The sequence below is a fragment of the Gluconacetobacter johannae genome (assembly GCF_014174305.1).
Taxonomy (GTDB): Bacteria; Pseudomonadota; Alphaproteobacteria; order Acetobacterales; family Acetobacteraceae; genus Gluconacetobacter; species Gluconacetobacter johannae.
In genome coordinates this window covers 260,924-286,811 of record NZ_JABEQH010000001.1, presented here as the reverse complement: position 1 = coordinate 286,811, position 25,888 = coordinate 260,924, and the positions used below count along the sequence as shown (strand labels likewise).

The 25,888-nt window shown below is 68.0% G+C and carries 24 protein-coding genes; 7 read left to right on the top strand and 17 right to left on the bottom strand.

Annotation, left to right across the window (positions count from 1 at the left end; genetic code table 11):
* Window positions 1–6 precede the first annotated feature (6 nt).
* Window positions 7–2,067 (bottom strand): lysylphosphatidylglycerol synthase domain-containing protein, encoded by a 2,061-nt coding sequence (locus HLH21_RS01305; RefSeq protein ID WP_373319608.1) that lies wholly within the window; start codon window positions 2,065–2,067, stop codon window positions 7–9.
* Window positions 2,068–2,127: 60 nt separating this feature from the next.
* The gene (locus tag HLH21_RS01300; protein ID WP_182940406.1) at window positions 2,128–3,747 is read right to left on the bottom strand and encodes a lysine--tRNA ligase; all 1,620 of its coding nucleotides are present in this window, start codon (window positions 3,745–3,747) and stop codon (window positions 2,128–2,130) included.
* Window positions 3,748–3,877: 130 nt separating this feature from the next.
* Here HLH21_RS01300 and HLH21_RS01295 point away from each other — a divergent pair, with 130 nt between their 5' ends.
* Complete coding sequence (locus tag HLH21_RS01295; protein WP_182940405.1) at window positions 3,878–6,856, top strand: ATP-dependent DNA helicase; 2,979 nt, start codon at window positions 3,878–3,880, stop codon at window positions 6,854–6,856.
* A gap of 39 nt (window positions 6,857–6,895) precedes the next feature.
* Here the strand turns inward: HLH21_RS01295 and HLH21_RS01290 are convergent, their stop codons facing one another.
* The 3 genes from HLH21_RS01290 to HLH21_RS01280 form a co-directional block, all read right to left on the bottom strand.
* Window positions 6,896–7,099: a cold-shock protein gene (locus HLH21_RS01290; RefSeq protein WP_012225746.1), complete on the bottom strand. Its 204-nt coding sequence runs from the start codon at window positions 7,097–7,099 to the stop codon at window positions 6,896–6,898.
* A gap of 299 nt (window positions 7,100–7,398) precedes the next feature.
* Window positions 7,399–9,039, bottom strand: coding sequence for a chaperonin GroEL (gene groL, locus HLH21_RS01285; protein WP_182940404.1), 1,641 nt, complete (start codon window positions 9,037–9,039; stop codon window positions 7,399–7,401).
* 54 nt (window positions 9,040–9,093) lie between these two features.
* Window positions 9,094–9,384 carry a co-chaperone GroES gene (locus tag HLH21_RS01280; RefSeq protein WP_114726807.1) on the bottom strand — a complete coding sequence of 97 codons (291 nt, stop codon included), beginning with the start codon at window positions 9,382–9,384 and terminating at the stop codon, window positions 9,094–9,096.
* A 268-nt stretch (window positions 9,385–9,652) separates the two neighbouring features.
* On the opposite strand from HLH21_RS01280, the gene HLH21_RS01275 reads away from it, so the two are divergent.
* Window positions 9,653–9,913 carry an usg protein gene (locus HLH21_RS01275; RefSeq protein ID WP_182940403.1) on the top strand — a complete coding sequence of 87 codons (261 nt, stop codon included), beginning with the start codon at window positions 9,653–9,655 and terminating at the stop codon, window positions 9,911–9,913.
* Between the two features lie 22 nt (window positions 9,914–9,935).
* Here the strand turns inward: HLH21_RS01275 and HLH21_RS01270 are convergent, their stop codons facing one another.
* Window positions 9,936–10,133: a DUF4169 family protein gene (locus tag HLH21_RS01270; protein WP_182940402.1), complete on the bottom strand. Its 198-nt coding sequence runs from the start codon at window positions 10,131–10,133 to the stop codon at window positions 9,936–9,938.
* A gap of 37 nt (window positions 10,134–10,170) precedes the next feature.
* Here HLH21_RS01270 and HLH21_RS01265 point away from each other — a divergent pair, with 37 nt between their 5' ends.
* Window positions 10,171–10,845, top strand: a complete 675-nt coding sequence (locus tag HLH21_RS01265; protein ID WP_182940401.1) for a dienelactone hydrolase family protein — start codon at window positions 10,171–10,173, stop codon at window positions 10,843–10,845.
* 16 nt (window positions 10,846–10,861) lie between these two features.
* On the opposite strand, the gene HLH21_RS01260 is transcribed toward HLH21_RS01265, so the two are convergent.
* Genes HLH21_RS01260 through HLH21_RS01250 form a run of 3 tightly spaced genes read right to left on the bottom strand, consistent with a single transcriptional unit; the run spans window position 10,862 to window position 13,771 of the window.
* Complete coding sequence (locus tag HLH21_RS01260; protein ID WP_182940400.1) at window positions 10,862–11,773, bottom strand: S-methyl-5'-thioadenosine phosphorylase; 912 nt, start codon at window positions 11,771–11,773, stop codon at window positions 10,862–10,864.
* A complete protein-coding gene (locus HLH21_RS01255) occupies window positions 11,763–12,539 on the bottom strand; it encodes a cytochrome c1 (protein WP_182940399.1) in 777 nt (258 codons plus the stop codon). The genes HLH21_RS01260 and HLH21_RS01255 overlap by 11 nt, the downstream gene beginning before the upstream one ends.
* Window positions 12,536–13,771 (bottom strand): cytochrome b, encoded by a 1,236-nt coding sequence (locus tag HLH21_RS01250; protein ID WP_182940398.1) that lies wholly within the window; start codon window positions 13,769–13,771, stop codon window positions 12,536–12,538. The genes HLH21_RS01255 and HLH21_RS01250 overlap by 4 nt, the downstream gene beginning before the upstream one ends.
* Window positions 13,772–13,956: 185 nt before the next feature.
* Between HLH21_RS01250 and hemF the strand changes: the two genes are divergently transcribed.
* From hemF to HLH21_RS01235, 3 genes are all read left to right on the top strand, one after another.
* Window positions 13,957–14,859: an oxygen-dependent coproporphyrinogen oxidase gene (gene hemF, locus HLH21_RS01245; protein WP_182940397.1), complete on the top strand. Its 903-nt coding sequence runs from the start codon at window positions 13,957–13,959 to the stop codon at window positions 14,857–14,859.
* 164 nt (window positions 14,860–15,023) lie between these two features.
* On the top strand, window positions 15,024–16,118 hold the full coding sequence (locus tag HLH21_RS01240; protein WP_182940396.1) for a glycosyltransferase family protein: 1,095 nt from the start codon (window positions 15,024–15,026) through the stop codon (window positions 16,116–16,118).
* Between the two features lie 69 nt (window positions 16,119–16,187).
* Window positions 16,188–16,769 carry a HutD/Ves family protein gene (locus HLH21_RS01235; RefSeq protein ID WP_182940395.1) on the top strand — a complete coding sequence of 194 codons (582 nt, stop codon included), beginning with the start codon at window positions 16,188–16,190 and terminating at the stop codon, window positions 16,767–16,769.
* Between the two features lie 31 nt (window positions 16,770–16,800).
* Here HLH21_RS01235 and HLH21_RS01230 read toward each other — a convergent pair whose 3' ends face one another.
* The 8 genes from HLH21_RS01230 to HLH21_RS01195 form a co-directional block, all read right to left on the bottom strand.
* Window positions 16,801–17,577 carry an ABC transporter ATP-binding protein gene (locus tag HLH21_RS01230; RefSeq protein ID WP_182940394.1) on the bottom strand — a complete coding sequence of 259 codons (777 nt, stop codon included), beginning with the start codon at window positions 17,575–17,577 and terminating at the stop codon, window positions 16,801–16,803.
* On the bottom strand, window positions 17,574–18,677 hold the full coding sequence (locus tag HLH21_RS01225; RefSeq protein ID WP_373319614.1) for a FecCD family ABC transporter permease: 1,104 nt from the start codon (window positions 18,675–18,677) through the stop codon (window positions 17,574–17,576). Before HLH21_RS01225 ends, HLH21_RS01230 begins: the two co-directional genes overlap by 4 nt.
* Window positions 18,678–18,691: 14 nt before the next feature.
* Window positions 18,692–19,777: an ABC transporter substrate-binding protein gene (locus HLH21_RS01220; protein WP_306414187.1), complete on the bottom strand. Its 1,086-nt coding sequence runs from the start codon at window positions 19,775–19,777 to the stop codon at window positions 18,692–18,694.
* Between the two features lie 291 nt (window positions 19,778–20,068).
* Window positions 20,069–20,656 carry a Smr/MutS family protein gene (locus HLH21_RS01215; RefSeq protein ID WP_182940391.1) on the bottom strand — a complete coding sequence of 196 codons (588 nt, stop codon included), beginning with the start codon at window positions 20,654–20,656 and terminating at the stop codon, window positions 20,069–20,071.
* A 139-nt stretch (window positions 20,657–20,795) separates the two neighbouring features.
* A complete protein-coding gene (locus tag HLH21_RS01210; protein ID WP_182940390.1) occupies window positions 20,796–22,217 on the bottom strand; it encodes a cytochrome-c peroxidase in 1,422 nt (473 codons plus the stop codon).
* Between the two features lie 115 nt (window positions 22,218–22,332).
* Window positions 22,333–23,196 (bottom strand): DNA-methyltransferase, encoded by an 864-nt coding sequence (locus tag HLH21_RS01205; RefSeq protein ID WP_182940389.1) that lies wholly within the window; start codon window positions 23,194–23,196, stop codon window positions 22,333–22,335.
* A 22-nt stretch (window positions 23,197–23,218) separates the two neighbouring features.
* Complete coding sequence (gene mltA, locus HLH21_RS01200) at window positions 23,219–24,319, bottom strand: murein transglycosylase A (protein ID WP_182940476.1); 1,101 nt, start codon at window positions 24,317–24,319, stop codon at window positions 23,219–23,221.
* A gap of 135 nt (window positions 24,320–24,454) precedes the next feature.
* Window positions 24,455–25,135 (bottom strand): Tim44/TimA family putative adaptor protein, encoded by a 681-nt coding sequence (locus tag HLH21_RS01195; RefSeq protein WP_182940388.1) that lies wholly within the window; start codon window positions 25,133–25,135, stop codon window positions 24,455–24,457.
* Between the two features lie 218 nt (window positions 25,136–25,353).
* Between HLH21_RS01195 and secB the strand changes: the two genes are divergently transcribed.
* Window positions 25,354–25,872: a protein-export chaperone SecB gene (secB, locus tag HLH21_RS01190; protein ID WP_182940387.1), complete on the top strand. Its 519-nt coding sequence runs from the start codon at window positions 25,354–25,356 to the stop codon at window positions 25,870–25,872.
* Window positions 25,873–25,888 lie beyond the last annotated feature (16 nt).

The following is a 25,888-nucleotide window of genomic DNA, read 5'->3' as shown; positions in this document are numbered from 1 at the left end:
CGCCCGTCAAGACCTGTCGGGAATGCGGGCGACGACCGCCAGCGAATGCCCACCTTCCGCCGGCTGCATGATCGCCCGGACCGCCGCCACGCTCTGCGGAACGCAGCACAGATAGCTCGTGGCCTCGACCCCCACGCCATCCAGGGGCCAGGACGTCAGGCCCAGGTCGTTATACACGTCCAGCATCGACGTCCCGACCCGCCAGAAGACCGGCTGCCGTCCCTCCTGCACCGCCAGGTCGCGCAGCCACCAGATGGCCGAGGCGCAATCGTCCCATGCGCCGGCGGGGTCGCCCAGGCCGACCAGAAACCCATGGGTCCGCAGGAACGGCAGCATCGCCCGTCCGGCGGCGCCGGGGATCAGCCCCGCCGGCGTACCGGGGCCAGGATCGTCCAGCGCGTGGTCCAGCGCGCGATACTGGGCCTGCCCGTCCTCGTCCCACGGCAGGACGATGATCTGGCCGGGGCGGACCAGGCGCCCGATCATGACCAGCCCCAGCACGACGGCCAGCCCCATCGTCCATCGCGCCACGCCGTGGGTCGAGGTAAAGAGCATGACCTCCCACCAGCTTCCGCCGACCTCGTCACGCGGGCCGGAGCAGACCAGCACCAGCACGCAGCCGATCAGCAGGACCAGCGACAGGATCGTGCGGAACGCCAGCGGTTCGCTGAGGATGCGCGCATGGCGATAATAGGAACTGCGGAACGGGGCGATCAGGATCGTCACCAGGCCCAGGATCCCCGGAACGGCCAGCGACGCCCCGCGCAGCAGCGTCAGGGCGGCGGCACAGACCAGAAGGCCCAGCGTCACCTTCCACGCCAGGGTCACGCGCTGCGACAGGCCGACCGCCAGGCCGATCAGCGCCACCCCGATCAGCGACAGCAGGTAATCGCCCGCCACCCCGACCAGATGGTGCAGGCCGCCTGCATTCGTCCACGATGCGGGGTCCAGGATCGTCAGCGCGACCAGCAGCGCGCCGCAGATCGACACCGCGCCGGTGGCCACGACGACCGAGAAATCGGCCTCGCTCTCGCGGATCACATGGCTGGGGCGGGTTTCGCGCGGGCCGCGGCGCGGGGCCTGGGGCGCGGCCTTGCGGGCCAGGGCCGCATCACCGCGCAGGAACAGCTCGTGCCCCGCAAACATGATCCCGGCCAGAAACAGCGGGATGATGTAATAGAACAGGCGGAAAACCAGGATCGTGCTGATGATCTGCGTGGCTTCCAGGTACGGGCTCAACGCCAGCATCATCGCCCCGTCGAACACGCCCAGCCCGCCCGGCACGCTGGCCATCAGCCCCGCCGTGTAGGACGCGATATAGATCGCGAGGAAGACGCCGTACCCCAGGCCGGTACCCGGCGGCAGGAAGATATAGGCGATGCCGGCCGTGGCGGCGATTTCGGCCGCCGCGACGGCCGTCTGGGCCATCGCCATGCCCGGCGATGGAAAGGCGATGGTATAGCGCCACAGCCGCACTTCCGACAGCCGGAGGCCCAGCAGAATATAGGCGGCGACCCCCAGCCACATCAGCAGCCCGATCCCCCACAGCAGGGCATGCGGCAGATGCCCGCCGACGATCGGCACCGCACCGGGTTCCATCAGCAGCACCGCACCCACCAGCGCGCCCGCGCCCAGCAGATAGGTGGCGGAACAGAAGGCGATGATCTGGGCGATGGCGAAGGGGCCGAGGCCCCAGTTGCCATACAGCCGAAAGCGCACGGCCGCCCCGGAAATGGCGGAAAACCCCAGGTTGTGCGACAGCACATAGGAACAGAAGGAGGCGAACGCGGTACGTCGGAACGACACGCGGCATCCGACCTGCACGACCGCCAGGCAGTCGTAGAAGGACAGGATGAAATAGGACAGGACGGTGCAGCCCATCCCCAGCAGCAGGGTCGAGACCGGAATCGTCTTCAGCGCCGCACGGATGTCGTTCCAGTGCAGGTCCCGGACCTCGCGCTGGACCACCACGATCGCGGCGATCATCAGCACCAGGCCGATGGCATGGGGCACGTGGCGCAGCATCCGCCGCCAGCCATGCGGCGGGGGGGGCGGTGCTTCTGGCATGATGTTCCGGTTCAAAGGCATGACGGGTCCAGGAACGTCATGTCACGATCCGCCGGAGCCTCAGGCCGCGCCGGCGCCCGTTGACGCGGCCATGGATGCGCGGGCCAGCGCCGCCTCGATCAGTTCGACCGTTTCGGACACGCCGTACAGCCCGATGAAGATGCCGAAGCGCGGTCCTTCCTTCTGGCCAAGCAGGACCTCGTACAGGCACCCGAACCAGTCGCGCAGCGGCTCGAACCCATGGCGCTTGCCGATCTCGAAGACCAGGTTCTGCAATGTGTCGGGCTCGGCCGGCCCGTCCACCAGGCCGCGCAGATTGTCGGCCAGGTCGGCAAGCGCCGCGCGCTCCCGCTCGTCGGGCTGGCGATAGGTTTTCGCCGGCCGCACGAAATCGGCATAATAGACGATCGCATGGTCCACCAGGCGGGCCAGCATCGGGCATGAGTCCGGGGATGCGGCCGAATCGTAGCGGCGGATGAACTTCCACAGCACGTCCGGGGTTTCGGCGTTGGCGACGCTGGCCAGGTTCAGCAGCATGCCGAAGGTCAGCGGGCTGCCGGCATCCGGACCGATCCGGCCGGCATGGATGAACCAGGCCGGGTTCGCCGGCAGCGCCGGATCGTCGCCGGCCAGGGTGGCCGCGCGGCCGACATTGGCCAGATACTCGTCCGCCGCCTTGGGGATGACGTCGAAGAACAGACGCTTGGCCCGCTGCGGGGCGTTGAACATGTACTGCGACAGGCTTTCGGGCGGCGCGTAGCGCAGCCATTCCTCGACCGAGATCCCGTTCCCCTTGGATTTGGAGATCTTCTGCCCGTTCTCGTCCAGGAACAGTTCGTAGGTCAGGCCCGCCGGCGGCTCGCCGCCCAGAATCCGGCAGATCTTGCCCGACAGCTTCACGCTGTCGATCAGGTCCTTGCCGGACATTTCGTAATCCACGCCCAGCGCGAACCAGCGCATGGCCCAGTCGGCCTTCCACTGCATCTTGGCGCCGCCGCCGGTCACCGGGGTTTCAAACACCACCCCGTCCTCGTCGGTCCAGCGGACGGTGCCGGCATCGGCGTCGATCGCGTCCATACGCACCTGCATCACCAGGCCGGTGCGCGGGTGGATCGGCAGCACGGGGGAATAGGTCGCACGGCGATCCGGCCCCAGGGTCGGGGCAATGACGGACACGATTTCGTCATGGACCTCGAGCACCCGGCGCAGCGCGGCGTCGAACCGCCCGCCGGTATAATAGTCGGTCGAGGAGGCAAATTCGTAATCGAAGCCGAATCCGTCCAGGAAGGACCTCAGCCGCGCATTGTTATGGGCGGCGAAGGAGTCATGGGTGCCGAACGGATCGGGGATCCGCGACAGCGGCTTGCCCAGGTGCTGGCGCAGCATGTCGCCGTTCGGCACATTGTCCGGCACCTTGCGTAGGGCGTCCATATCGTCGGAAAACGCCAGAAGACGCGTGGGGCGCCCCGTCAGGCGGGTATAGGCCTGGCGCACCCAGGATGTCCGCGCCACTTCGCCGAACGTGCCGATATGCGGCAGGCCCGACGGGCCGTACCCGGTTTCCAGCAATGCCGGCCGGTCGTCGGCCCGTTTTTCGACATGCGCGGCCAGCCTCGCGGCTTCCTCGAAGGGCCAGGCCTTGGGCAGGGGAACGGGGTCGGGACGGTTCTGTTCGGACATGATGCCGGGAAGCTATGAACTGGAATGGCATGGGTCAATCCAAACCATACATCATCTTCATGCCGGAATAATGGATGATGATGCCGGTAACGGGCGACAGGCGGCCATATGTCCCCTATATGTTCCTCTGATGGCCGCGTCACTTCCCCCTTCGGACATGCCGCCCGCGCTGGTCGCGCGTCATGGTTCGTGTTCGATTCTGACCCCGGACGGCGAGCTCCTGACCCTGTCATCCGAAGAGGCGGTGCGGGAGTTGCGCCAGTGGCCGGCGCCGCTGGTGGTCCATGCGCCGCTGACCGCGCGACGGCTGGGCCTGCCGCCGCTGCCGCAGCCCACGCCCTGGCTGGACCTGCTGGAGCTGTTCGTCTTCGCCCTGCCCGGCCGCACGATGCCGCCCACGGTGCGCGGCCTGGCGCAGGCGCTGGACCTGGGCGACAGCCGGATCGGATCGGCCGACGCCGACCTGCTGCCGGAGCTTGCGGATATCCTGCTGGACCGGATCGCCGCCCTGCGCGCCACCCCGGCGGGCGAGGAAATGGCAGCCCTGGCCGTCAGGATGGAACGCGCCGGCTGGGCCTGGGGCCGCAGCGTGCTGGCGGCATTGGGCACCGGGACGTCCCTGCCCCCCGAGGCCCTGCAACCGGGCGATGCCATCCGCGTCTGGCGACGCCTGCCGAAATGGGAGGACGCCGCCCCCCGCCCGCCACCGGCCAATCATCCGGTGTCGGCCGCCGACGCCCGCCGCCGGCTGGGCGAGATTCTGGGCCCCGATGCGGAAACCCGGGTCGGGCAGGCCGATTTCGCCGGCGCGGCGTCCGCCGCCTTCGCACCGCGCCTGGTCCGGGGCGACCCGCATATGGTGCTGGCCGAGGCCGGCACAGGCACCGGCAAGACGCTGGGCTATGTCGCGCCCGCCAGCCTGTGGGCGGAACGCAATGGCGGCACGGTCTGGATCAGCACCTATACCCGCCATCTGCAACGGCAGATCGAGGCCGAACTGGCCCGGCTCTATCCCGACGCCACCGAGCGGCGCAGGCATGTCGTCCTGCGGAAGGGACGGGAAAACTATCTCTGCCTCCTGAACATGGAGGAGACGGTGAATATCGCCGGCGCGCGCGGCGCGGCGCATGGCAGCCTGATCGGCCTGTCGCTGGTCGCGCGCTGGGCGGGGGTCACGGCCGACGGGGACCTCACGGGGGGCGATCTGCCCGGCTGGTTCGGCGACCTGTTCGGACGCGGGCTGCTGGCGGGCATCGCCGACCGGCGGGGCGAGTGCATCCATGGCGCCTGCCCCCATTACCAGCGCTGCTTCGTCGAACATTCCATCCGCCGGGCGCGGGACGCCGACCTGGTGATCGCCAACCATGCCCTGGTGATGAGCCAGGCCGCCTGGCACGCCATGGACGGCGACGAGGCGGCGGATGAGGACAATATCCCCACCCGCTACGTCTTCGACGAGGGCCATCACGTGATGGACGCCGCCGACAGCGCATTCTCCGCCGAACTGTCGGGGCTGGAGGCCGCCGAGTTGCGCCGCTGGCTGCTGGGCGCCGAAGGCGCGCGGTCCCGCGCGCGGGGGCTGAAACGGCGGCTGGACGATCTGGTCGTGGGCTATCCCCGCCTGGAAGCGCCACTCGAGGCCGCGTTGCAGGCCGCCCACGCCCTGCCCGCGCCCGGCTGGTCCGGCCGTCTGGCGGATGCGTGGCATGCGACGACCGAAACGGCGGAGATGTCGGTCGGCCCTGCGGGCTTGCCCCGGTCCCCGCCGGCGCTGCCCGGTCCGAATGACGCCGCATTGCCCAATCCGACCGAATGGCTGCTGCATCTTCTGGGACAGCAGGCGCTGGCCCGGTCCACGACGCGCGCCCCTGATGGCGGACACCGGCCCGGCGCGATCGAATGCGACCTGCACCCCGTGCCCGACGCGGTCCTGCCGGCCGCCGCCGGCCTGGCGCGCTCGCTCGACCGGCTGGCCACGGCGCTCCGCACGCTGGTGGACCGCCTGCTGGAGCGGCTGGAGGACGACACGGCCGAACTCGATTCGGCCACCCGCGAGCGAATCGAGGCCGGAGTACGGACCATTCGCCGCCGGGCCCTGAGCCGGGTGGACGGGTGGGTCTCCATGCTCCGCGGCCTCGGCGCGCCCGCCGACGAGGGCGCGACACCGCAGCATGTCGACTTCATCCGGCTGGACCGGCGCGAAGGGCAACGCGCGGGCGAGCACGATGTCGGGCTGCATCGCCACTGGCTCGACCCCACCATTCCCTTCGCGACCGTCCTGGCCGCCCCCGCCCATGGCATCCTGGTGACGTCGGCGACCCTGCGCGACGAGAACGGGCGAACCGACGGCGAGGAGACCGAGCGCGCGTGGGAGGCCGCCGAGGCCCGGACCGGCGCCAGCCACCTGCCCTCGCCCGCGATCCGGGCATCGCTGGCAAGCCCCTTCGATTATCAGCGCCAGAGCCGCGCCTTCATCGTGAACGACATTCCCCACGACGATATCGGCGCGCTGGCCGGCGCCTACCGGACATTGTTCCTGGCGGCCGGCGGCGGCGGGCTGGGCCTGTTCACCGCCATCTCGCGCCTGCGCGCCGTCCACCAGCGCCTGTCGCGGCCGCTGGAGGAGGCGGGCATTCCACTGTACGCGCAGCATGTCGACGGCATGGACAACGCGACGCTGGTCGACATCTTCCGCTCGGAAGCCAATTCCTGCCTGCTGGGAACGGATGCGATGCGCGACGGGGTGGACGTGCCCGGCCGGTCGCTGCGCCTGGTGGTGTTCGAGCGCGTGCCCTGGCCGCGCCCCGATATCCTGCATCGCGAGCGGCGCCTGCATCTGTCGCACGGCGCGCCCGGCGCGTATGACGACCGGATCGCGCGCCTGCGGCTGCGCCAGGCGTTCGGCCGCCTGATCCGCAGCGGCGGGGACCGCGGGGTCTTCGTCCTGCTGGACCGGCGCGCGCCCACGCGCCTGCTGTCGGCCTTCCCCGAGGGCGTGGCCGTGCGCCGCGCGGGGCTGCGGGACGTCGCGCGCGACCTCGCGGCCTTCCTGCATCAACATGAAAACGGGGAGGACGGCATCCCGTCCTCCCCGCCTGCATTGTCTTAACGCGTCCAGGTCGAACGCGTTAAACCCTGGAATGCCGGATCAGAGCGGCTTCAGGTTCGACGCCGCCGCCTTGCCGCGCTCGGTCACGACGTCGTAGCTGACGCGCTGGTTCTCGTTCAGCCCGCGCAGGCCGGCGGCCTGGACGGCGGTGATGTGAACGAACACATCCTTGCCGCCATCTTCAGGCATGATGAAGCCGAAGCCCTTGGTCGCATTGAACCATTTCACAGTTCCGGTAGCCATAGTCGTCTTTCCTTATTCGCCTTGTCCGGCCGCTTGCCCGACATCCGGGTTCTCGGACCATCGACGCTCGAAGAACCGGAATCCGGGTTCCACCCGCTCCGCGTTCACACGCCGATCATGCCAGTGTCCATGGGCGCATGGATCGTGGTGCCTTGTCAATTCGCAGACGGGCGAGCACGAAATTCGATGGAATCAAAAAAAGAGGGGACCGCCCACGCATGGACGGTCCCCTCTTTCCGTACGTCCGGACGCTGCCCCGGCGATGGTCCGAAGACCGTCGCCGGGGCAGGCTCCATGGATCAGAAATCCATGTCGCCCATGCCGCCCATGCCACCGGCCGGCGCGGCCGGGGCCTTCTTTTCCGGCTTCTCGGCCACCATCGCCTCGGTGGTGATCAGCAGGCCGGCCACCGACGACGCATCCTGCAGCGCGGTACGGACGACCTTGGTCGGGTCGATGATGCCGGCCACGACCAGATCCTTGTAGTCGCCGAGCTGGGCATCGAAGCCGAAGTTGTAGTCGTTGTTCTCCAGCACCTTGCCGGCGATGACCGCACCGTCTTCACCCGCGTTGTGGGCGATCTGGCGCAGCGGAGCCTGCAGGGCCTTGCGGATGATGTCCGCACCGACGCGCTGGTCGTCGTTGTGGAAATGCAGGTGGCCCAGGGCGGCCGACGCGCGGGCCAGGGCCGTGCCGCCACCCGGAACGATGCCTTCCTCGACCGCGGCGCGGGTCGCATGCAGCGCGTCATCGACGCGGTCCTTGCGCTCCTTCACCTCGACCTCGGTCGAGCCGCCGACGCGGATGACGGCGACGCCGCCCGCCAGCTTCGCCAGACGCTCCTGCAGCTTCTCGCGGTCGTAGTCCGAGGTGGTTTCCTCGATCTGCGCGCGGATCTGGCCGCAACGGCCCTTGATGTCGTCCGACTCGCCGGCACCCTCGACGATCGTGGTGTTTTCCTTCTCGATGCGGACCTTCTTCGCACGGCCCAGCATCGGAAGCGTCACGGTCTCGAGCTTAATGCCCAGATCTTCGCTGATGACCTGGCCACCGGTCAGGATCGCGATATCTTCCAGCATCGCCTTGCGACGATCGCCGAAGCCCGGCGCCTTGACGGCGGCGATCTTCAGGCCGCCACGCAGCTTGTTGACGACCAGGGTCGCCAGCGCCTCGCCATCGACGTCCTCGGCGATAATCAGCAGCGGACGGCCCGACTGCACGACGCTCTCGAGCAGCGGCAGCATCGGCTGCAGCGACGACAGCTTTTTCTCGTGGATCAGGATGTAGGGGCTGTCCAGATCGGCGATCATCTTCTCCGCGTTCGTGATGAAGTACGGGGAGATGTAGCCGCGATCGAACTGCATGCCTTCGACGACGTCGAGTTCGGTGTGAAGGCCCTTGGCCTCCTCGACCGTGATGACGCCCTCGCTGCCGACCTTCTGCATGGCCTGCGAGATCATCTCGCCGATCTCATGCTCGCCGTTGGCCGAGATCGTGCCGACCTGCGCCGTTTCGGCCGGGGTCGTGATCTTCTTGGTGTTCTTCTTCAGTTCCTCGACGACCGCGGCGACGGCCTTGTCGATGCCGCGCTTCAGGTCCATCGGGTTCATGCCGGCGGCCACGGCCTTCGCGCCCTCGCGGACGATCGCCTGCGCCAGAACGGTCGCGGTGGTGGTGCCGTCACCGGCCACGTCGTTGGTCTTCGACGCGACTTCGCGCAGCATCTGCGCGCCCATGTTCTCGAACTTGTCGGCCAGCTCGATTTCCTTGGCGACCGACACGCCGTCCTTCGTGATGCGCGGTGCGCCGAAGCTCTTGTCGAGCACGACGTTCCGGCCCTTCGGACCCAGCGTCACCTTCACGGCGTCGGCCAGAATGTCCACGCCACGCAGCATGCGCTGGCGCGCGTCACCGCCGAACTTTACGTCCTTGGCTGCCATATCAGAATTCTCCTGTAGGAAACTTGTCGATCAGAATGGAAAGGAACAGAAACGTCAGGCGATCACGCCCATGATGTCGCTTTCCTTCATGATCAGCAGCTCCTCGCCGTTGATCTTCACTTCGGTGCCGGACCATTTGCCGAACAGCACCTTGTCGCCGGCCTTGACGTCCAGGGCCACGATCTGTCCCTGCTCGTTCCGCGCGCCGGGGCCGACGGAGATGACCTCGCCCTCCATGGGCTTTTCCTTGGCGGTGTCGGGAATGATGATGCCGCCAGCCGTCTTTTCCTCGCCGGTCAGGCGACGGACGACCACGCGGTCATGCAGGGGCCGAAAATTCGTCATTATGGATCGCTCCACATCAAAAAAGGTAACGCCCTTGAATAAGCGACGCCACCGGGTTGGCGCGCGCGCCAGGCCGCATCGCTTTGGCACTCTCCGCACGAGAGTGCCAGCAACAGGTAGGGTCCGTCCCCATTCCTGTCAAGGATCGGCAGCACTTTCTTTCGGGCGCTGCCAAGGTTCTGGGAATAAAAGAATTTTTGTTGAATATGTCAGGGGCTTCCCGCACGCTCGGCCCATCAGCAACCGTCGATCATGCAGCGAGGCGTCCATGACCCTTCGGCTTCAGCTCCGCGACTACCGCCTGACCACGGCCGAAATCCTGTATTGCCTGCCCGATCATCCGGCCCTTCTGCAATCCTATGTCTGGCAGGACATGGACCTGGCCCCGTCCTATCCCCAATTGCGACGCTTCCTCGACTTCTGGTCGCGCACGCTCGAGGGACGCCTGCATTCGGTCCGCGTGGCGTCGCAGACGCTGATCGCGCCGCCCTCGGTCACCTGCGCGCGGGCCTGCCTCACGCTACATTGATCGGGCCGCGCCATCCCGGGCCTCAGCGCGGGCCGGGGTCCGGTTCGCGTTCCACGCGCGCGCCGTCCAGCGTGCGCGTGGCGCGCCCCGCTTCCTGCGACTGCCGGTCGCGCTCGGTGCGGGTCCGGCCGTGCAGGACCCGGTTTTCGGCCGCGACCTGCGCCTGTTCGGCGCGCGCCTTGCGTTTTCGGACCTGCCGCAAATTGACGATTTCGGCCATGGTTCCCCCTCATTCGCGCAACAGGAGGACCCTGCCCATGGGCACGACCACGACCCTGACCGCATCGGACGGCCACACCCTGTCGGCCTACAGGGCCGGCGCGCCGGACGCCCCCCGCGCCCTTGTGGTGGTGCAGGAAATTTTCGGTGTCAATCACCACATCCGCGCGGTGTGCGACGGCTTCGCGGCGGACGGCTATCGTGTCGTGGCCCCGGCACTGTTCGACCGGGCGGAACGCGATGTCGAACTGGCGTACGACACGCAGGGGGTGCAGACCGGGCTACGGCTTCGCGCGGCCATCCCGGCGGACAAAACCCTGCTGGACGTGGTGGCGGCCGCCGACGCGCTGGATGATGGCAAGGGCGGCGGCAAGGTGGGCATCATCGGCTATTGCTGGGGCGGCACCGTGGCCTGGATGGCGGCGGCGCGGACGCGGGCCTTCGCCGCCGCCGTCGGGTGGTATGGCGGCGGCATCGCGGCCCAGAACGACCTGGTTCCGCATTGCCCGGTGCAACTGCATTTCGGCGAGACCGACGGGTCGATCCCGCTGTCGGACGTCGCGGCCATCCGCGCCGCGCATCCGAATGTGGACATCCTGACCTACCCCCACGTCGGCCATGGATTCGGCTGTTCCGAGCGCGACAGCTTCAACGCCGCCGCCACGCAACTGGCCCGCACGCGCAGCCTGGCGTTCCTGGCCCGCCACCTGTAGGCGGGCCAGCATTCCGTCAGGCGCGTTTCAGCACCCGGCCGGCGACGGCGTCCAGCTTGGCCAGCAGGGCCGGGTCGCGGCGGTCCGGCGCGGTAATCAGCGCATGTTCCAGCGCCCGGTCGCACCCCGCGCGGCACAATCCGCGCGGCTGGCCCAGGGCGGGGATGACCGACGACACCAGCGCCCTGGCCCGGTCGGCGTTGGACTGCATGACCTTCACCACCGCATCGACCGTCACGCTGTCGTGGTCGGGGTGCCAGCAATCGTAATCGGTGACCATCGCCACGGTCGCGTAGCAGATCTCGGCCTCGCGGGCGAGCTTGGCCTCGGGCATGTTGGTCATGCCCACGACCGAACAGCCCCACGAGCGGTACAGGTTGCTTTCCGCGCGGGTCGAGAACTGCGGCCCCTCCATCACCAGGTAGGTCCCGCCCCGGGTCACGTCCAGGCCAAGCCCCCGCGCCTTGTCTTCCAGCGTGTCGCCGATGCGCGGGCACAGCGGGTCGGCCATCGAGACATGTGCCACGCAACCGGTATCGAAGAAGCTCTTTTCCCGCGCGAAGGAGCGGTCGATGAACTGGTCGATGATGACGAAATGACCCGGCGGCAGTTCCTCCTTCAACGAGCCCACGGCCGACAGCGACACGATGTCGGTCACGCCCGACCGCTTCAGCGCGTCGATGTTCGCGCGGTAGTTCAGGCGCGACGGCGGGATCGGGTGACCACGCCCGTGGCGCGGCAGGAACACGCACCGCACGCCGGCCAGGCGCCCGAACAGCAACTGGTCGGACGGCATGCCCCACGGGGTTTCCACCGTGCGCCACTCCTTGTCTTCCAGCCCGTCGATATCATAGAGGCCCGACCCGCCGATCAGCCCGATCACGGGTTCGACGGCAGGCGTGCCGGACGAAGGGGAGTTAGTGGACATCGGACCAGACTTTCCGTTTGAGGATGAACGCCAGGATGGCGAGGAACAGAAGATAGAGCGTGACCTGAACGCCCAGGCGGTGACGTTCGGCCAGATGCGGCTGCGCCGCCCAGGCCAGGAAAGTGGTGACGTCGCGCGCTTCCTGCGCGGTGGTGGCCGTCGTGCCGTCGGCGTACTCCACCTGCCCGTCACGCAGCGGCGGCGGCATCCCGATTTCGAAATTGGCGGCGTACGGGTTGTAGAATGCCCCGGCATTGGTCGGCACGAAACCCGGCGGGGCCGGGCGATAGCCGGTCAGCAGCGCATAGATCCGGTCCGGCCCGCCGGGATAGACCAGAGCCAGCCGCGACTGGTCGGGCGGCGGGGCGCCGTTGTTGGCGGCCGCGGCGGCCTCGACGCTGGCGAAGGGCTGGCGGAAATGATCGGCGGCGGTGGCCGGTCGCATGACCGCCGCCCCCTGCGCGTCCACGCCCCCCGGCACGCTCTGGCCGGCGGCGATCTGGCGCACCTGTTCGTCCGTCAAGCCGATCGACGTCAGGTCCCCATAGGTCATGCCGTTCAGCGAATGGCAGGCCGAGCACACCTGGGCATAGACCGCATAGCCGCGCTGGACCGCAGCCATGTCGAAACGGCCGAGCGGGCCGGCGAAGCTCCACGCCTGCGGCGCGGCGACCTCGTGCCGGCGTTCCTGGGCACGGGCGGAACCGGGGGCGGCCGCCATCAGGATTGCGCCGGCCGCGACCGACGCCAGAATGACGGCCCTCATGCGCCCGCATCCAGGCCGGAGGAGATACTGCGCGGCAGGATGACCCCGCGCTCCAGCCGCTTTGACAGCGGCAGCAGAACCAGGAAATGCGCGAAATAATAGGCCAGCGCCACACGCCCCACGATCATCCATCCCCCTTCGGCATGATGCCGCCCGACCAGCCCCAGCAGGACGAAGGAAGCGACCAGCGCCACCATGCCCACCCGATAGACCGGGCGAAACCGCGCCGAGCGGATCGGCGAGGTATCCAGCCAGGGCACCAGGAACAGGACCAGGATCGACCCCACCGCCGCCAGCAGGCCGCCGAACTTGGACGGCACGGATTGCAGCATCCCGTAGAAGGGCAGGAAATACCATTCGGGTTCGATGTCCGCGGGGGTATGCAGCGGATTGGCCGGGCGGAAATTCTCGGCCTCGAACATCAGGTTCGGCAGGAAGAATACCAGCACGGCGAACAGCAGCGCGAACAGGATCAGGCCGACCGCGTCCTTGCTTGTATAATAGGGGTGGAAGGTCAGCGTATCGCGCGGCTCCTTCGGTTCGATCCCCAGGGGGTTGTTCGATCCGGTGACATGCAGGGCCGCGACATGCAGGACAACCACGCCCAGCACCGCGAACGCCAGCACGAAATGCAGCACGAAGAAGCGATGCAGCGACACGTCACCCGGCGCGTCCCCGCCCTGCAGGAAATGTTCCAGCCACGGGCCGATGCCGGGGATGGCGTCCACCGCCTTGCCCGCGACGTCGGCGCCCCAGTACGACATCTGCCCCCACGGCAGGACGTACCCCGCGAACGCGGTGAACATCACCATGACCAGCAGCAGCAGCCCGGTCAGCCACAGCACCTCGCGCGGGCGCTTGTACGACCCGTAATACAGCCCACGGAACAGATGCACGTACAGCGCCGCCAGAAACAGGCTGGCGCCCGTGACATGGATCGAACGCAACAGCCACCCGCTGGGCAACTGGCGCTCGATCGCCTCGACCGACGCGAAGGCGCCGGCGGCGGTCGGCGTATAGTTCACCGCCAGGAAGATGCCGGTCGCCAGCATCACCAGCAGCACGACCGTCAGGATCGCCCCGAAATTCCACAACCCGTTCAGGTTCCTGGGCGTCGGATAGTCGATATATTCCTGCCGGAAGCCCGATACGACCGGAAGGCGCGCGTCCAGCCATGCGGCCGCCCCTTCGCCCTTCCCGCCCGTCACGTCACCGGAACCCGCGTCCGTCATCCATCCATCCTTCCGTGCCGTTCCCGCACCCGCGGGCCGGCGCGTTCACCATACGCCCGGCCGCCGTCCGGGCGGACGGCTGGCTTTTGCCCTCCTTACCGGCGAGGCCCCCCTTCTTGCAATCGTCCGCGCAAACAGGCACCCGTAGGCCATCGACCGACGCAGACGCAGAAGATGGCCCGATAATGACAGTACCCCGCGCGCCCGTACCCCATGACGGCCTGAAGGACGAAGCCCGGACGTGGTTCGAAAACCTGCGCGACCGGATCTGTTCCGCCTTCGAACGGATCGAGGACGAGGCCGGCGACGTCCAGACGCTGCCGGGCCGGACGCAGCCCGGCCGATTCGAACGCCAGGCCTGGGACCGGACGAACGAGGACGGCACACCCGGCGGCGGCGGCGTCATCAGCCTGATGCGCGGGCGGGTGTTCGAGAAGGTCGGCGTCAACGTATCGACCGTGTCGGGCAGTTTCAGCCCCGAATTCCGCACCACCATCCCCGGCGCGATGGACGATCCGCGCTTCTTCGCGACAGGCATCAGCCTTGTCGCCCATATGTGCAGCCCGCTGGTGCCGGCCGCGCATTTCAATACCCGCATGATTATCACCACCCAGGGCTGGTTCGGCGGCGGCGGCGACATCACCCCGATGTTCCCCGACAGCGCCGAAGCCCAGGCCGACGCGGCAGTGTTCCACGACGGGTTCCGCCTGGCCTGCGACCGGCATGACCCGGCCTACTACCCGCGCTTCAAGGACTGGTGCGACCGCTATTTCTTCCTGCCCCATCGCGGCGAGGCGCGCGGCCTGGGCGGGATCTTCTACGACCGGCTGGACAGTGGGGATGTCGGGGCCGATTTCGCCTTCACCCGCGATGTGGGGCTGGCGTTCCTCGACACCTATCCCGCCATCGTGCGTGGGCGCATGGCCCAGCGCTGGACGCCCGCCCAACGCGAGGCACAACTGGTCCGGCGCGGGCGATACGCGGAATTCAACCTGATCCACGATCGCGGGACGCTGTTCGGCCTGAAGACGGGCGGAAACACCGAGGCGATCCTGATGAGTCTTCCCCCCGAAGTCCGCTGGCCGTAAAGTCCCGCGCAAGCGCCATTCCGCGCGGGTCCCCACGCCCTGCCATAGACTTGCCCCATTTCGGCGCCAGACCGGCGGCCGGACCGGCCTTTGCCACGGAGTTCCAGATTTTGCCGTCTGCCCGACCCGCCGACATCGTTTGCAAGCCGTCCGGCCGGTCATAGATGACGCTGCGCCGCCGCCACTTCCTGACGTCCGCCGGGCTGGCGCTTGCCGCCGGCCTGTCCCAGGCGCACGCATTCGCGCGGATGACGCAGATCGCCAGCGTGATGCCGGCCGGCAATACCATCCCCGACCCGACCCTGCTGGTGGCCGGCAACGCCGAAAGCACGGCCGGCAGATGGAGCACGGTGCTGTCCCCCGCCCTCATGCAGGGGCTGGAGGCCCCGGCGCCCCTGACCATCCGCATGACCAGCGGGCAGGACGGCGTGACCGGCGCCAATCTTTTCGACACCCAGACCGTGCCGGACGGGACGACCGCCCTACTGGTGCCCGGTGCGGCCCTGGTGGCGTCGCTGGCCGGCGACCCCCGCGCCCATTTCGATTTCGGACGCTGGGTTCCCCTGATGCTCAGCCTGGTCTCGCCCGTCGTCGTGGGACGCGCGGACCTGCACCGCACCCTCCGCGACCTGATGCGCGACAGGCCGGTGCGCGTCGCCGTATCGTCCTTTACCGCGATCGAACTGGCCAGCCTGCTGGCCATGGCGGTTTTCGGCCTGCGCCCGGTTCCCGTGGCGGGCTTCGCCAACCGGGCGGAGGCGCTGGCCGCCCTGCGCGACGGCAAGGTCGATATCGTCCAGATTTCCGACCCCCTGTCGCCCGACGCCCTCACCTCGACATTCGATGCGCTGGGCCAGGACGGGGTGACGCCTCTGTTCACCCTGTCGGACACCGTGCGGAGCACCTACCACGGCCAGACGGTGCCGACCCTGGCCGAACGCTTCGCCCAGGAACGCGGACACGCCCCGACCAGCATGGCCTACGACGCATGGAAGGCCGTCGCGGCCGCCGCATCGCTGGATGTCGCGCTGGTGCTGCCGATGCTGACCCCACCGGCGCAGGTCGCGGGATGGCGGCATGCCGCCGACGTCGCGGCCTCCAGCAGCGCGGTGGAGGCGCTGGTCAACGGCCGTGGCCGCAAGCTGGTCAGCGGCCCCGACTGCGGACCTCATCTGCGGGAAATGACCGGCGAAATCCAGGCGATCCTGACATTGCGCCGCTGGCTGGCGGTCCATTCCCCGGAATGGCGGCTGGGATAGCCGGCGCCATGTTCGCCCCGGACCGACGCGTGAGGATTTCGCTCTGATGCACCCGCGACCCCCTCGATCATGAGGATTCTCCGATCGGCGGACTATCGCCGGATGAAATGGAAGAATGGCGGCGGAGAGACCGTGGAAATCGCGGTGTTTCCCGCGCATGCGACATTGGACAATTTCGCCTGGCGCATCAGCATGGCGACGGTTGCATCGGACGGTTCGTTCTCCATTTTCGATGACTGCGACAGGACATTGTCCATCCTGTCCGGGAAGGGCATGACCCTGGCAGGCGCCGGCGGCGCTGGGGTGCACCTGACGACCGCCGGCGCGCCGTATGCGTTTCCCGCCGATGCCGCCACGACAGCGACGCTGACGGACGGCCGCGTGACCGATCTGAATGTCATGAGCCGCCGCACGATCATGTCCCATTCGATGACGCGCATGACCGTCGATGGCGAAGCCAGCGTGCAGACGACCGGGGGAACGATCGCACTGTTCTGCCACGACGGCCGGCTGGCCGCGACACGCGGCGGAACCGTGGTCAGCCTTGCCGCCCAGGACTGCCTGATCGTCGACGACATGGCCGGGCAATCGTTGAACCTGTCCGGCAAAGCATCGTTTTTCACGATAAGATTTAACGAAATTCCGCAATAAGGCCGTTTTCCGGCCCGTGACGGGACGCCGTTCAGTCCACCCCGTCCACCACCACATGGGGCCGGCCGCGCGAACAGGTCTCGACCCGTGCGCGCACGCCATAGACCTGATGCAGCATCGGGGTCGTGATGACCTCCCGCGCGTCGCCCGCCCCTTCGATCCGGCCGCGCCGCAGCATGACCACATGGTCGGCCTGCTGAAGCGCGATATTCAGATCGTGCAGCACTACGACCGTCACCATTCCCCGCGCGCGGGTCTCCTGCCGGACGAATTTCATGACCGCGAACTGGTGATGCAGATCGAGGGCGCTGAGGGGCTCGTCCAACAGCAGGATCTCCGGTTGGCGGACCAGCGCCTGCGCCAGCCCGACAAGCTGCCTCTGCCCGCCCGACAGTTCGTCCATGTAGCGCAGCGCCAGTTCGTCCACCCCCAGGCGGCCCAGGACCTCCAGCGCCTCGCTGACCTCGTCGTCCTCCCAGTCGCCGGCGGGCGCGGCCGCGCGACGGGCGGCGATCACAGATTCCAGGACCTGGAGATGCACCGGCGGCGGCAGGGCCTGCGGCAGATAGACGCAGTGCCGCGCGCGCGCGGCCAGGCGCATGCGCGACAGTTCCAGTTCGCCGAACCGGACGGTCGCCCCCGACGGCTCGATCCCCGCCAGGGCGCGCAGCAGCGTCGATTTGCCGCTGCCGTTCGGCCCCAGCAGCGCCGACACCGCGCCCGCCGGCAGCGGCCCGACCGACAGATCGTCCAGCACCGTGCGACGTCCGTAGCGCACGGTGACATGCGTCGCCGTCAACCCGCTCACGACGCCACCTGCCGCCGCAGCACGATCGCCAGGAAAAACGGGATCCCGACCAGCGCCGTGACGATCCCCACCGGCACGATCACCCCCGGCAGAACGGTGCGCGCCGCAACCGCCGACAGCGACATAATCAGGCACCCCACCAGGACGCTGCCCGGCAGATAGAACCGATGGTCCTCGCCCAGCAGCCGGCGCGCGATATGCGGCGCGACCAGCCCCACGAACCCGATCGTGCCCACGAAGGACACCGCCAGCGCCGACAGCACGCTGATCCGCAGCAAAGCCATGATCCGGACCCGCCTGACGTCGATGCCGAAGCTGGCCGCCCGCTCCTCGCCCATCCGCAGCGCGGTCAGCGACCAGGACGACCGGAAGGACAGCGGCAGGATGACCGCGCAGGCCGTGGCCAGGATGCCCAGCTTGGACCAGTTCGCCCGGGTCAGGCTGCCCATGGTCCAGAAGACCAGATCCTGCAACGCGTCCTCGCTGGCCACGAACTGCACCAGCGATACCAGGGCATGGAAGGTGAAGACGAGCGCGATGCCGAACAGCACCACCGTGCTGGTCGAGGCGTCGCGCAACCGCGACACGAGGTCGAGCAGGAAAGCGGACCCGATCGCGAAGGCGAACGCATCGGCCGACACCACCCATTCGGCGGGAACGCCGGGGATCCGCCATTGCAGGACAATGGCCAGCGACGCACCGAACGCCGCCGCCGCCGACACGCCCAGGGTGAAGGGGCTGGCCAACGGATTGTTCAGGATCGTCTGCATCTCGGCCCCCGACAGGCCCAGCGCCGCCCCGACGCAGACCGCCATCAGGGCATAAGGCAGGCGGATCTGCCAGACGATCACGCTCTGCCCCGCCGGTCCGTCATGCGGGTGCAGCAAAATCCGCAGCAGCGTCGCGGGCGACATGCCCGATGGCCCCAGCGCGAAATCCAGCACCACCGACGCCACGATCAGAACCCCCAGCACCGCCAGGATCGTCACCCGCCGCCGCAGCAACCGCCGATAGGCGTCGCGGACATGCCCGACGCGCTCCGCCGGCAGCAGGAGGCGCGGCCCCGCGTCCCGCCCGGCCGGGGCGCGGGCGCCCGTCATCGTGGCCTGGTCGTTCATGGGGCGCCCGTGGCCTGGGCATCGACCCAGTAGGTGCCGCTGGCGGGTACCGGCAGGAAACGGGAATAGAGTTCCGCCCGCGTCGCCTGCGGATCGACGTCGCCGAACAGGTCGGGATGGAACCATTTCGCCATGACTTCGACGGCGAGGATATTGTATGGCGAGTCATAGAACGAATGCCACAGCCCGTAGGCATGCCCATCGCGGACCGCGCGCAGGGTGGAAATGCCCGGACGTTGCAGCACCGCCTGTACCGAGGCGCGGGCCATGGCCGCGTCCACTTCGGCGCCCATATGCACGGCCAGCCCGTTGAAGGCCGGCCCCTTCGTTCCATCGACGATATAGATGTCGGGATCGGACGCGATCACCTGTTCCAATGCGATGTCGCCGATATAGCCGGGCAGCAACGGGGCCGCGATGTTGCGGCCGCCCGCCGCCTCGATGAATGCCCCCATGTTGCCCTTGCCCGCCGTATGGCAGCAGGCCTCACGCGTGCCGGCCAGCATTTCCAGGAACACCGTCGGGCGCGACGTTTCGGGCAGAGATGCGACGCGGCTGCGGATCCGGTCCAGATGGGACTGGTAGAACGCGATATACGCCTCGGCCTCGGCCCGTCGATCCAGGACCTGACCCAGGATACGCATGGACGGAACCGTGTCGTCCAGCGGATGGGCGCGGAAATCCACGAACACCACCGGGACATGTGCGCTTTCCAGTTGCGCGACCAGCTCGCTGGAGGCTCCGGGACCATGCCCGCTGACCGACAGGATGGCCAGGTCGGGGCGCAGGTCCAGTACCTTCTCGGGGCTGACGGTGTCGGCCGTCGTCTTGCCGATCAACGCCACCTTCGCCGCGGCGGGGAACGCCGCCACATACCGGTCATAGCTCTGGACGTCGGCTTCGCGGAATTCGCCCTGCCAGCCGACGATCCGGTCGAACAGATGCTGCTTTTCCAGCGGCGCCAATGCGTAGATCAGGCGCCCCTCGCCCAGGACGATGCGATGGACCTGAGCGGGAATCTCGACCTTGCGTCCGGTCAGGTCGGTAATCGTCTCCGCCCTGGCGCCGGTCGAAACCGCCATCGCGACCGCGAGGCCGGCGATCGTCCGCAGGAAACCGCGCCGGTGCTTTCGAATGGATACGACCATCAACATACTCTCCCGCCTGTCACCCGCCACAGTCAGGCCGCCTTGCGGAAGCGGGCCTCCAGCTCGTCGGCTTGACGCCCCGGTTTCTTCGGCCAAGCATGACTACGCCATCGGGCGCGTCACAATGTCTTACCCCCATCATCAGTCATTGAGAAGCATTCGCGGTAAAATTGTCCCTCCCCGCATGCCTCATATGCCCACGGCGCGCCGCCATTTCCGCACCCCTCAGGGGCGTCCGGACCGGCGGAGCAGGATACGAACCGCCCCCTGGTTCGCGGCATGCGGGTGAACCACCGCCAGGATCAGCGGGCGCAGGTCGGACCGTCCCAGCCAGAGCGGCAGTTCGCGCCGCAGCACCCCGCCGCCATGGCCGGACCCGAGGCCGGTAATGACCTCCACGCACCTGACATTGTCGGCGCGGGCCTGGGTCAGGAAGGCGTGCAGCCGATGGAATGCCGTCTGGGCGTTCTGTCCATGAAGGTCCAGCATGCGGGCGGGGCGCAGCTTGCCGCTGACCAGCGACCGCCAGCTTGTATCGTCGATCCCCGGCCGCCGGATGCCGATTTCCATGCTCGCATTCGACAGGATCCGCGCCTGCGACGGAGCGGGCGGCCGAACGGAGACTGACGGGAAAGCGAGATCCCTGGTCCCCGGCGCCTTTGCCTTGCTGTCCGGCACGGGACGGGCTGGCGCGGCCACCGGTTCCGGCGTTCGGACGGCCACGGCGTCCCGCCGGGGCAGCGGCGTGATGCCCCGCGCGAAGGCCGTCCAGAGCGCCTGCTCGTCTTCCCTGAGAATCCGCCGACGGCGCACGCGCGTCCCCTCCACCCCGCCGATCGGCGCGGCCCGGCGCCGTCACATCCGTGCGGGTGCTGTCTTCTTAGCGGGTCGACCCGCCGGAGACAAAGTCCGAAGCGGATAGCGCCGGGGGAATGCCCCCCGGCGATGCCGGTCAGGGCGCGGCGTCGGTCAGCGTCCGGCCCTGGTACGTCCCTGTCAGGGTCTTGAGGAACGCGACGATATCGGCAACGTCGTGATCGGACATATCATGGTCCGGCGTCTGGTAGCGCGCCATCTCCCGCACGGCCTGTTCCAGCGTCTTGACGCTGCCGTCATGGAAGTACGGGGCGGTCAGGGCGATATTACGCAGGTTCGGCACCTTGAACCGTTCGCGATCATCATCCGAATGGGTCACCATGTAACGCCCCTCGTCGGCATCGGTCAGCTTGCCGCCGCGGTCGGCGAAATAATTGCCTTCCAGCCCCATGACCTCGAACGCCTGCCCGCCCATCGACGCACCGGTGTGGCAGCCGGAACAGCCGACGCTCTTGAACAGGGCATAGCCGTTCTTCTCCTGCGCGTTCAGCGCCTGCGCGTCGCCCTTCAGGTAACGGTCGAACCGGCTGTCGGGCGTAATCAGCGTCTTTTCATATTCGGCGATCGCGGCGGTGATCGTGTCCTTGGTGATGTCGTCCGACCCGAAGGCGGCCTGGAACGCCGCGACATAGGTCGGGTCCTGCTTCAGGGTGCCGGCGACCTGTCCCCAGTCGTGCGATCCCATTTCCAGCGGGTTCATCACCGGGCCGGCCGCCTGGTCGGCCAGGGTGGCGGCCCGACCGTTCCAGAACTGGCTCTTGTTGAACGCGGCGTCAAAGACCGTCGGCACATTGATCGGACCATGCTGGTTGTCGATGCCCAGCGCGGTCACGCGCCCGTCCGCCCCGCCACGATCCAGCCCATGGCAACTGGCGCAACTGACCGTGCCGTTGCCGGACAACTGCTTGTCGAAGAACAGGCGCCGGCCCAGCGCAACCTTGTTGTCATCGACCGGCAGGGCGTCGGGTACCGGCTGGACCGGCTCGGCCGAAAACTGCGCGCTGACGCCCGGTGTGGCGTAATGGGCGCGCCGTTCGTCGGCGATCCACGCCAGCAGCGCGTCACGCTGCGCCTGCGACATATGGGCGTGCCAATGCATCAGCAGGTACAATGTCGGGGGCATGCGGTTCTGGCGCACGACTTCCTCGATCCGCGCCAACTGCTCCTCGGACGGCGCCGTGCCGTTCTGGAACGCCTCGATCACCGGTTCGATCCGGAAGTGACGCAGGCCCTGGTCCAGGTCGCGCTGCATCAACTGGTTCGCCACCGGCACATGGAAATAGAACGGCAGGTCGGTATTGCGCGCGTGGCAATAGTCGCAGCGGGCCTCGCGGATCACATTGAACGCGGCCAATGCCGTCGGATTGCCAAGTGTCGGAGAGTGCATGCCCAAATTCGGGGCGCCCTCATGATCGAAATGGGTCAGATATCCAACAACACCGCCATAGGCGACGCAGCCCAGAGCCGCGACCGACAGAATGACCTTGCGTACCGACACATCCACTCTCCTTCTCGCGTCAGGAGACTGCTCTGGCCCATCGGTTGTTAGACTGTCAAAATAATAATTTCTATCAAAACGATCGAACGGCTCGATGATACCGCCGCGATGCAGGTCATTTCATCGCCTCGACCAGCCGTTCCCGCGCCACCTTGACATAGGCGGCGTCCAGTTCGATCCCGATCCCGCGCGCCCCTTCCCCGGCCGCCGCGACCAGCGTCGTGCCGGTGCCCATGAACGGGTCCAGCACCACCGCGTCCGGCCGGCCGTGCAGGCGGATGCACATCTGCGGCAGGCGCACCGGGAAGGTGCCGGGATGGTTGAATTTCTGCGCCTTTCCCTGCACCGTCTCGTAGGGGATGAACCAGGTATCGCCCCGGCAGCGCCGATCCTGCGCGTGTCCGCGACGCGCGATGTTCGACTTGTCCTTGTACGGCACCCCGATCTCCAGCCTGCGTAGCGCCACGGTGCCCGAACGCGTCAGATGAAACAGGTGCTCATGGTTCCGGTGAAGGTAGCGCGCGCTGTTCACCGGCTTGAAATGCCCGAAGGTATCGTCCTCGACCGAGACCGACTTGATCCAGCTGATATGATTCTGCAGGTGAAAGATCGCGCGCAGGCGCACCGCCAGTTCGAACGGAATCCAGGGCTGCGCCGACGACCCCGCGATGTTCAGGAAGAACGACCCATCCGGCCGCAGCACGCGATGCAGTTCGGTCGCGACCTCCATCATCCAGTCCAGATACTGCGTCTCGGCCAGGCGGTCGCTGTAGGTGCGATAGTCCAGGCCGATATTATAGGGCGGCGACGTCACCACCACATCGACCGAGGCCGCCTCCATGCGGCGCAGCACCCGCAGGCAGTCCCCCCGGACCAGCAGATGCGGCCCGACGGAATAGCGCTGGGTGCGGACAGGGCGCGACGCCACGGGGGCCGCACCATCGGCCGCGGCCTCGGCCTTGGGTCGCCGTCCGGTCATACTGCGCCAATCGCCGCCTGCGTCACGACCCGCCACTCTCGGACCGGGTCACGACGGGACGCGGCAGGAACACCACCATCCGCCCACGCTGGCGCAGCCTGCCGGCCGTCTGTTCGGCATCGGCGCCCCAGCCCAGGAAAAGATCCGCCCGCGACGCTCCCTGGATGTCGGTACCGATATCCTGCGCGAACACCAGGCGCCGCCATGCGGCGGCCGACGGGCCGGGCAAGTCCGTCTCGACCCAGATCGGCGCCCCCAGCGGAATGATTTTCCGGTCGATCGCCGCCGATTGGCCCGGACTCAGCGGCACGCCCATCGCGCCAGGCGCGCCCTGGTCGACATAGACATTGTCCAGCATGGTGAAGAACACATAGTTCGGGTTCTCCTCCATCGTCGCACGGGCCTCGCCGGGATGGGCGGTCAGCCATGCGCGGATCGACTGCATGCTGACATCGTCCTCGGCCATCGCTCCATCGCGGACCAGGACCCGGCCCAACGGCACGTACTCCAGCCCGTTCTTGCCGCCGAACCCCAGCCGCGCGACCTGCCCGCTGGGCAGCCGCACCCGGCCCGATCCCTGGATCTGCAAAAAGAACAGGTCGGCCGGATCGGCAACCCACAGCAATTCCAGATTGCGGCCCGACAACACGCCGGCGTCGATCTGCGCCCGCGACCAGTACGGCACGAACTGCCCGCCCTGCCAGCGCCCCGTCACCATGCGCCCATCGGTGGCCCGCGTCCGCACCAGATCATCGGGCACGCGATAGACCGGGGTCTGGTAGACGCCGCCCCGCGACAGCGCCCCCCGGATTTCGGGTTCGTAATAGCCGGTGAACAGCGTCGATCCGTCGCCGGCCTGGACCGGCTGGAACCAGCGTTCGTAGAACGCCCGCGCCGCCTGGGCGTCGCCCGTGGGCAGCGCCGTGGCCGCCCGGCAGGCCGGCAGCCAGTCGCCGACATGCGCGCCGGGGCCGCTGTCCGCCCCCAGCGTCGCATCCGCCGGCAGGCGGCCCAGATGGTGGCATTCGGTCAGGAAGACCGGAAGCGACTGCTGGGCGGCATCCGCCCCCCATCCTTGCAGGTCGGAGAACGCGACAGGCTGATGCCCGCCTTCGGTCTGCATGGCGCAGGCCGACAGCAGGGCGATGGCGGCGGCACCAGCGCCCCGCAGGATTTTAGAGATAAGGGTGTGGGACAACGACAGAGCCAGACCGTTCGTAAAAGGAAAGCGCGCCAGAGGGCGAAAAATAAAAGAAAATCAGGCGCTGCGGCTTGCGGCCAGGCGCCAGGCCGCACCACTGACCGCCGCCCCCAGCAGACGCTCGAACGTCCACAGGTCCGAGAACTCGGTCACCGAATCGGTGCCGGATACCGGTTGGCCATCCTTGTCCAGGGTCAGGCTGATCTGGTCGGAGACGATGCGGACATCAATGCGCGCATGGGCGGCGCCGTCCCGTTCCTCGACCGCGGCATCGACGATCGCCAGGCTGGCGATGGCGCGGACCTCGGCCTTCTGGGTTTCGCCCAACTGCTCGCGCGACCGGATGGCCCCCTCGAACGCCGCCAGCGCGTTGGCGGTCAGGCGCTCGCGCAGCAGGGCAACGTCTCCGGTGCCGAAGGCCTGGACGATCTGCCGGAACGAGGTCTCGACCCCCTTGAGAAACTGGGCCGGCACGAAATCGCGCTCGCGCCGCGCAATCTCGCCCAGCACCTGCCCCACCCGGGTTTCGGGCGCCGGCACGTCATAATCCGTCAACGGCGCCGGGGCTTCGGCCCGCCCTTCGATCACCGGCCCGGGGCGCGGCGCCGACACCGGCTGGGGCCGGGGTTCGGCCCCCACGCGCGTCCCCAGGATGCTACGCAGCCGCAGCGCCAGGAAGGCGGCGATCAGGCCGAACAGCACCAGATCGAACGGAAAATGACTGAACGAGAAATCCATCACCAAGCCCATCAGAGGCGACCCGGACAGGCCGGCCCGCAGGTCAGAAGTCGCCCCTACACATAAGCAACGCCCCGGTCGGACACAATGCGGCACCCGGCGTAAACGGGGATATCGGGAAAATCCGCATGGGCGGTCCATCGAGGTTGGCGAACGTCGCCGGGCATGCTACCGCCGGAACCTGTTTTCCGTTTTTGCGTGCAAGGAAATCCTCGTTCATGTCCGACACGACTCAGCCCCCCACCGACGGCGCCCAGGGCGTTCCGCCGGCGTTGCCGCTGACCATCAACCTGCAGTACACCAAGGACCTGTCGTTCGAAGTCCCGGCCGGCGCCGAGATTTTCGCGACACTGCGCGCGAACCCCCAGATTTCCGTCAACATCGACGTCCAGGCCAACCGCCTGCAGCAGGACCATCCGGTCTTCGAGGTCGTGCTGGCGATCAAGGCCGAGGCCCTGGAAGCCCCCGAGAAGGAAGGCGCCGCCCCCGGCCGCGCCGTGTTCATCGCGGAACTGGCCTATGCCGCCATCGTCACCCTGACGAACGCGCCGGACGAACTGGTCGAGCCGATCCTGCTGGTCGAAGTGCCGCGCCTGATCTTCCCCTACGTCCGCAACATCATCAGCGAAGTCACGCGTGACGGCGGGTTCCCGCCCGTCGTGCTGCAGCCGATTGATTTCGTGGCCCTGTGGCAGGCCAAGCGCAGCAGCTTCCCCCAGACCGCCGGCAACGCCTGATCCCTCCGGGGACTGA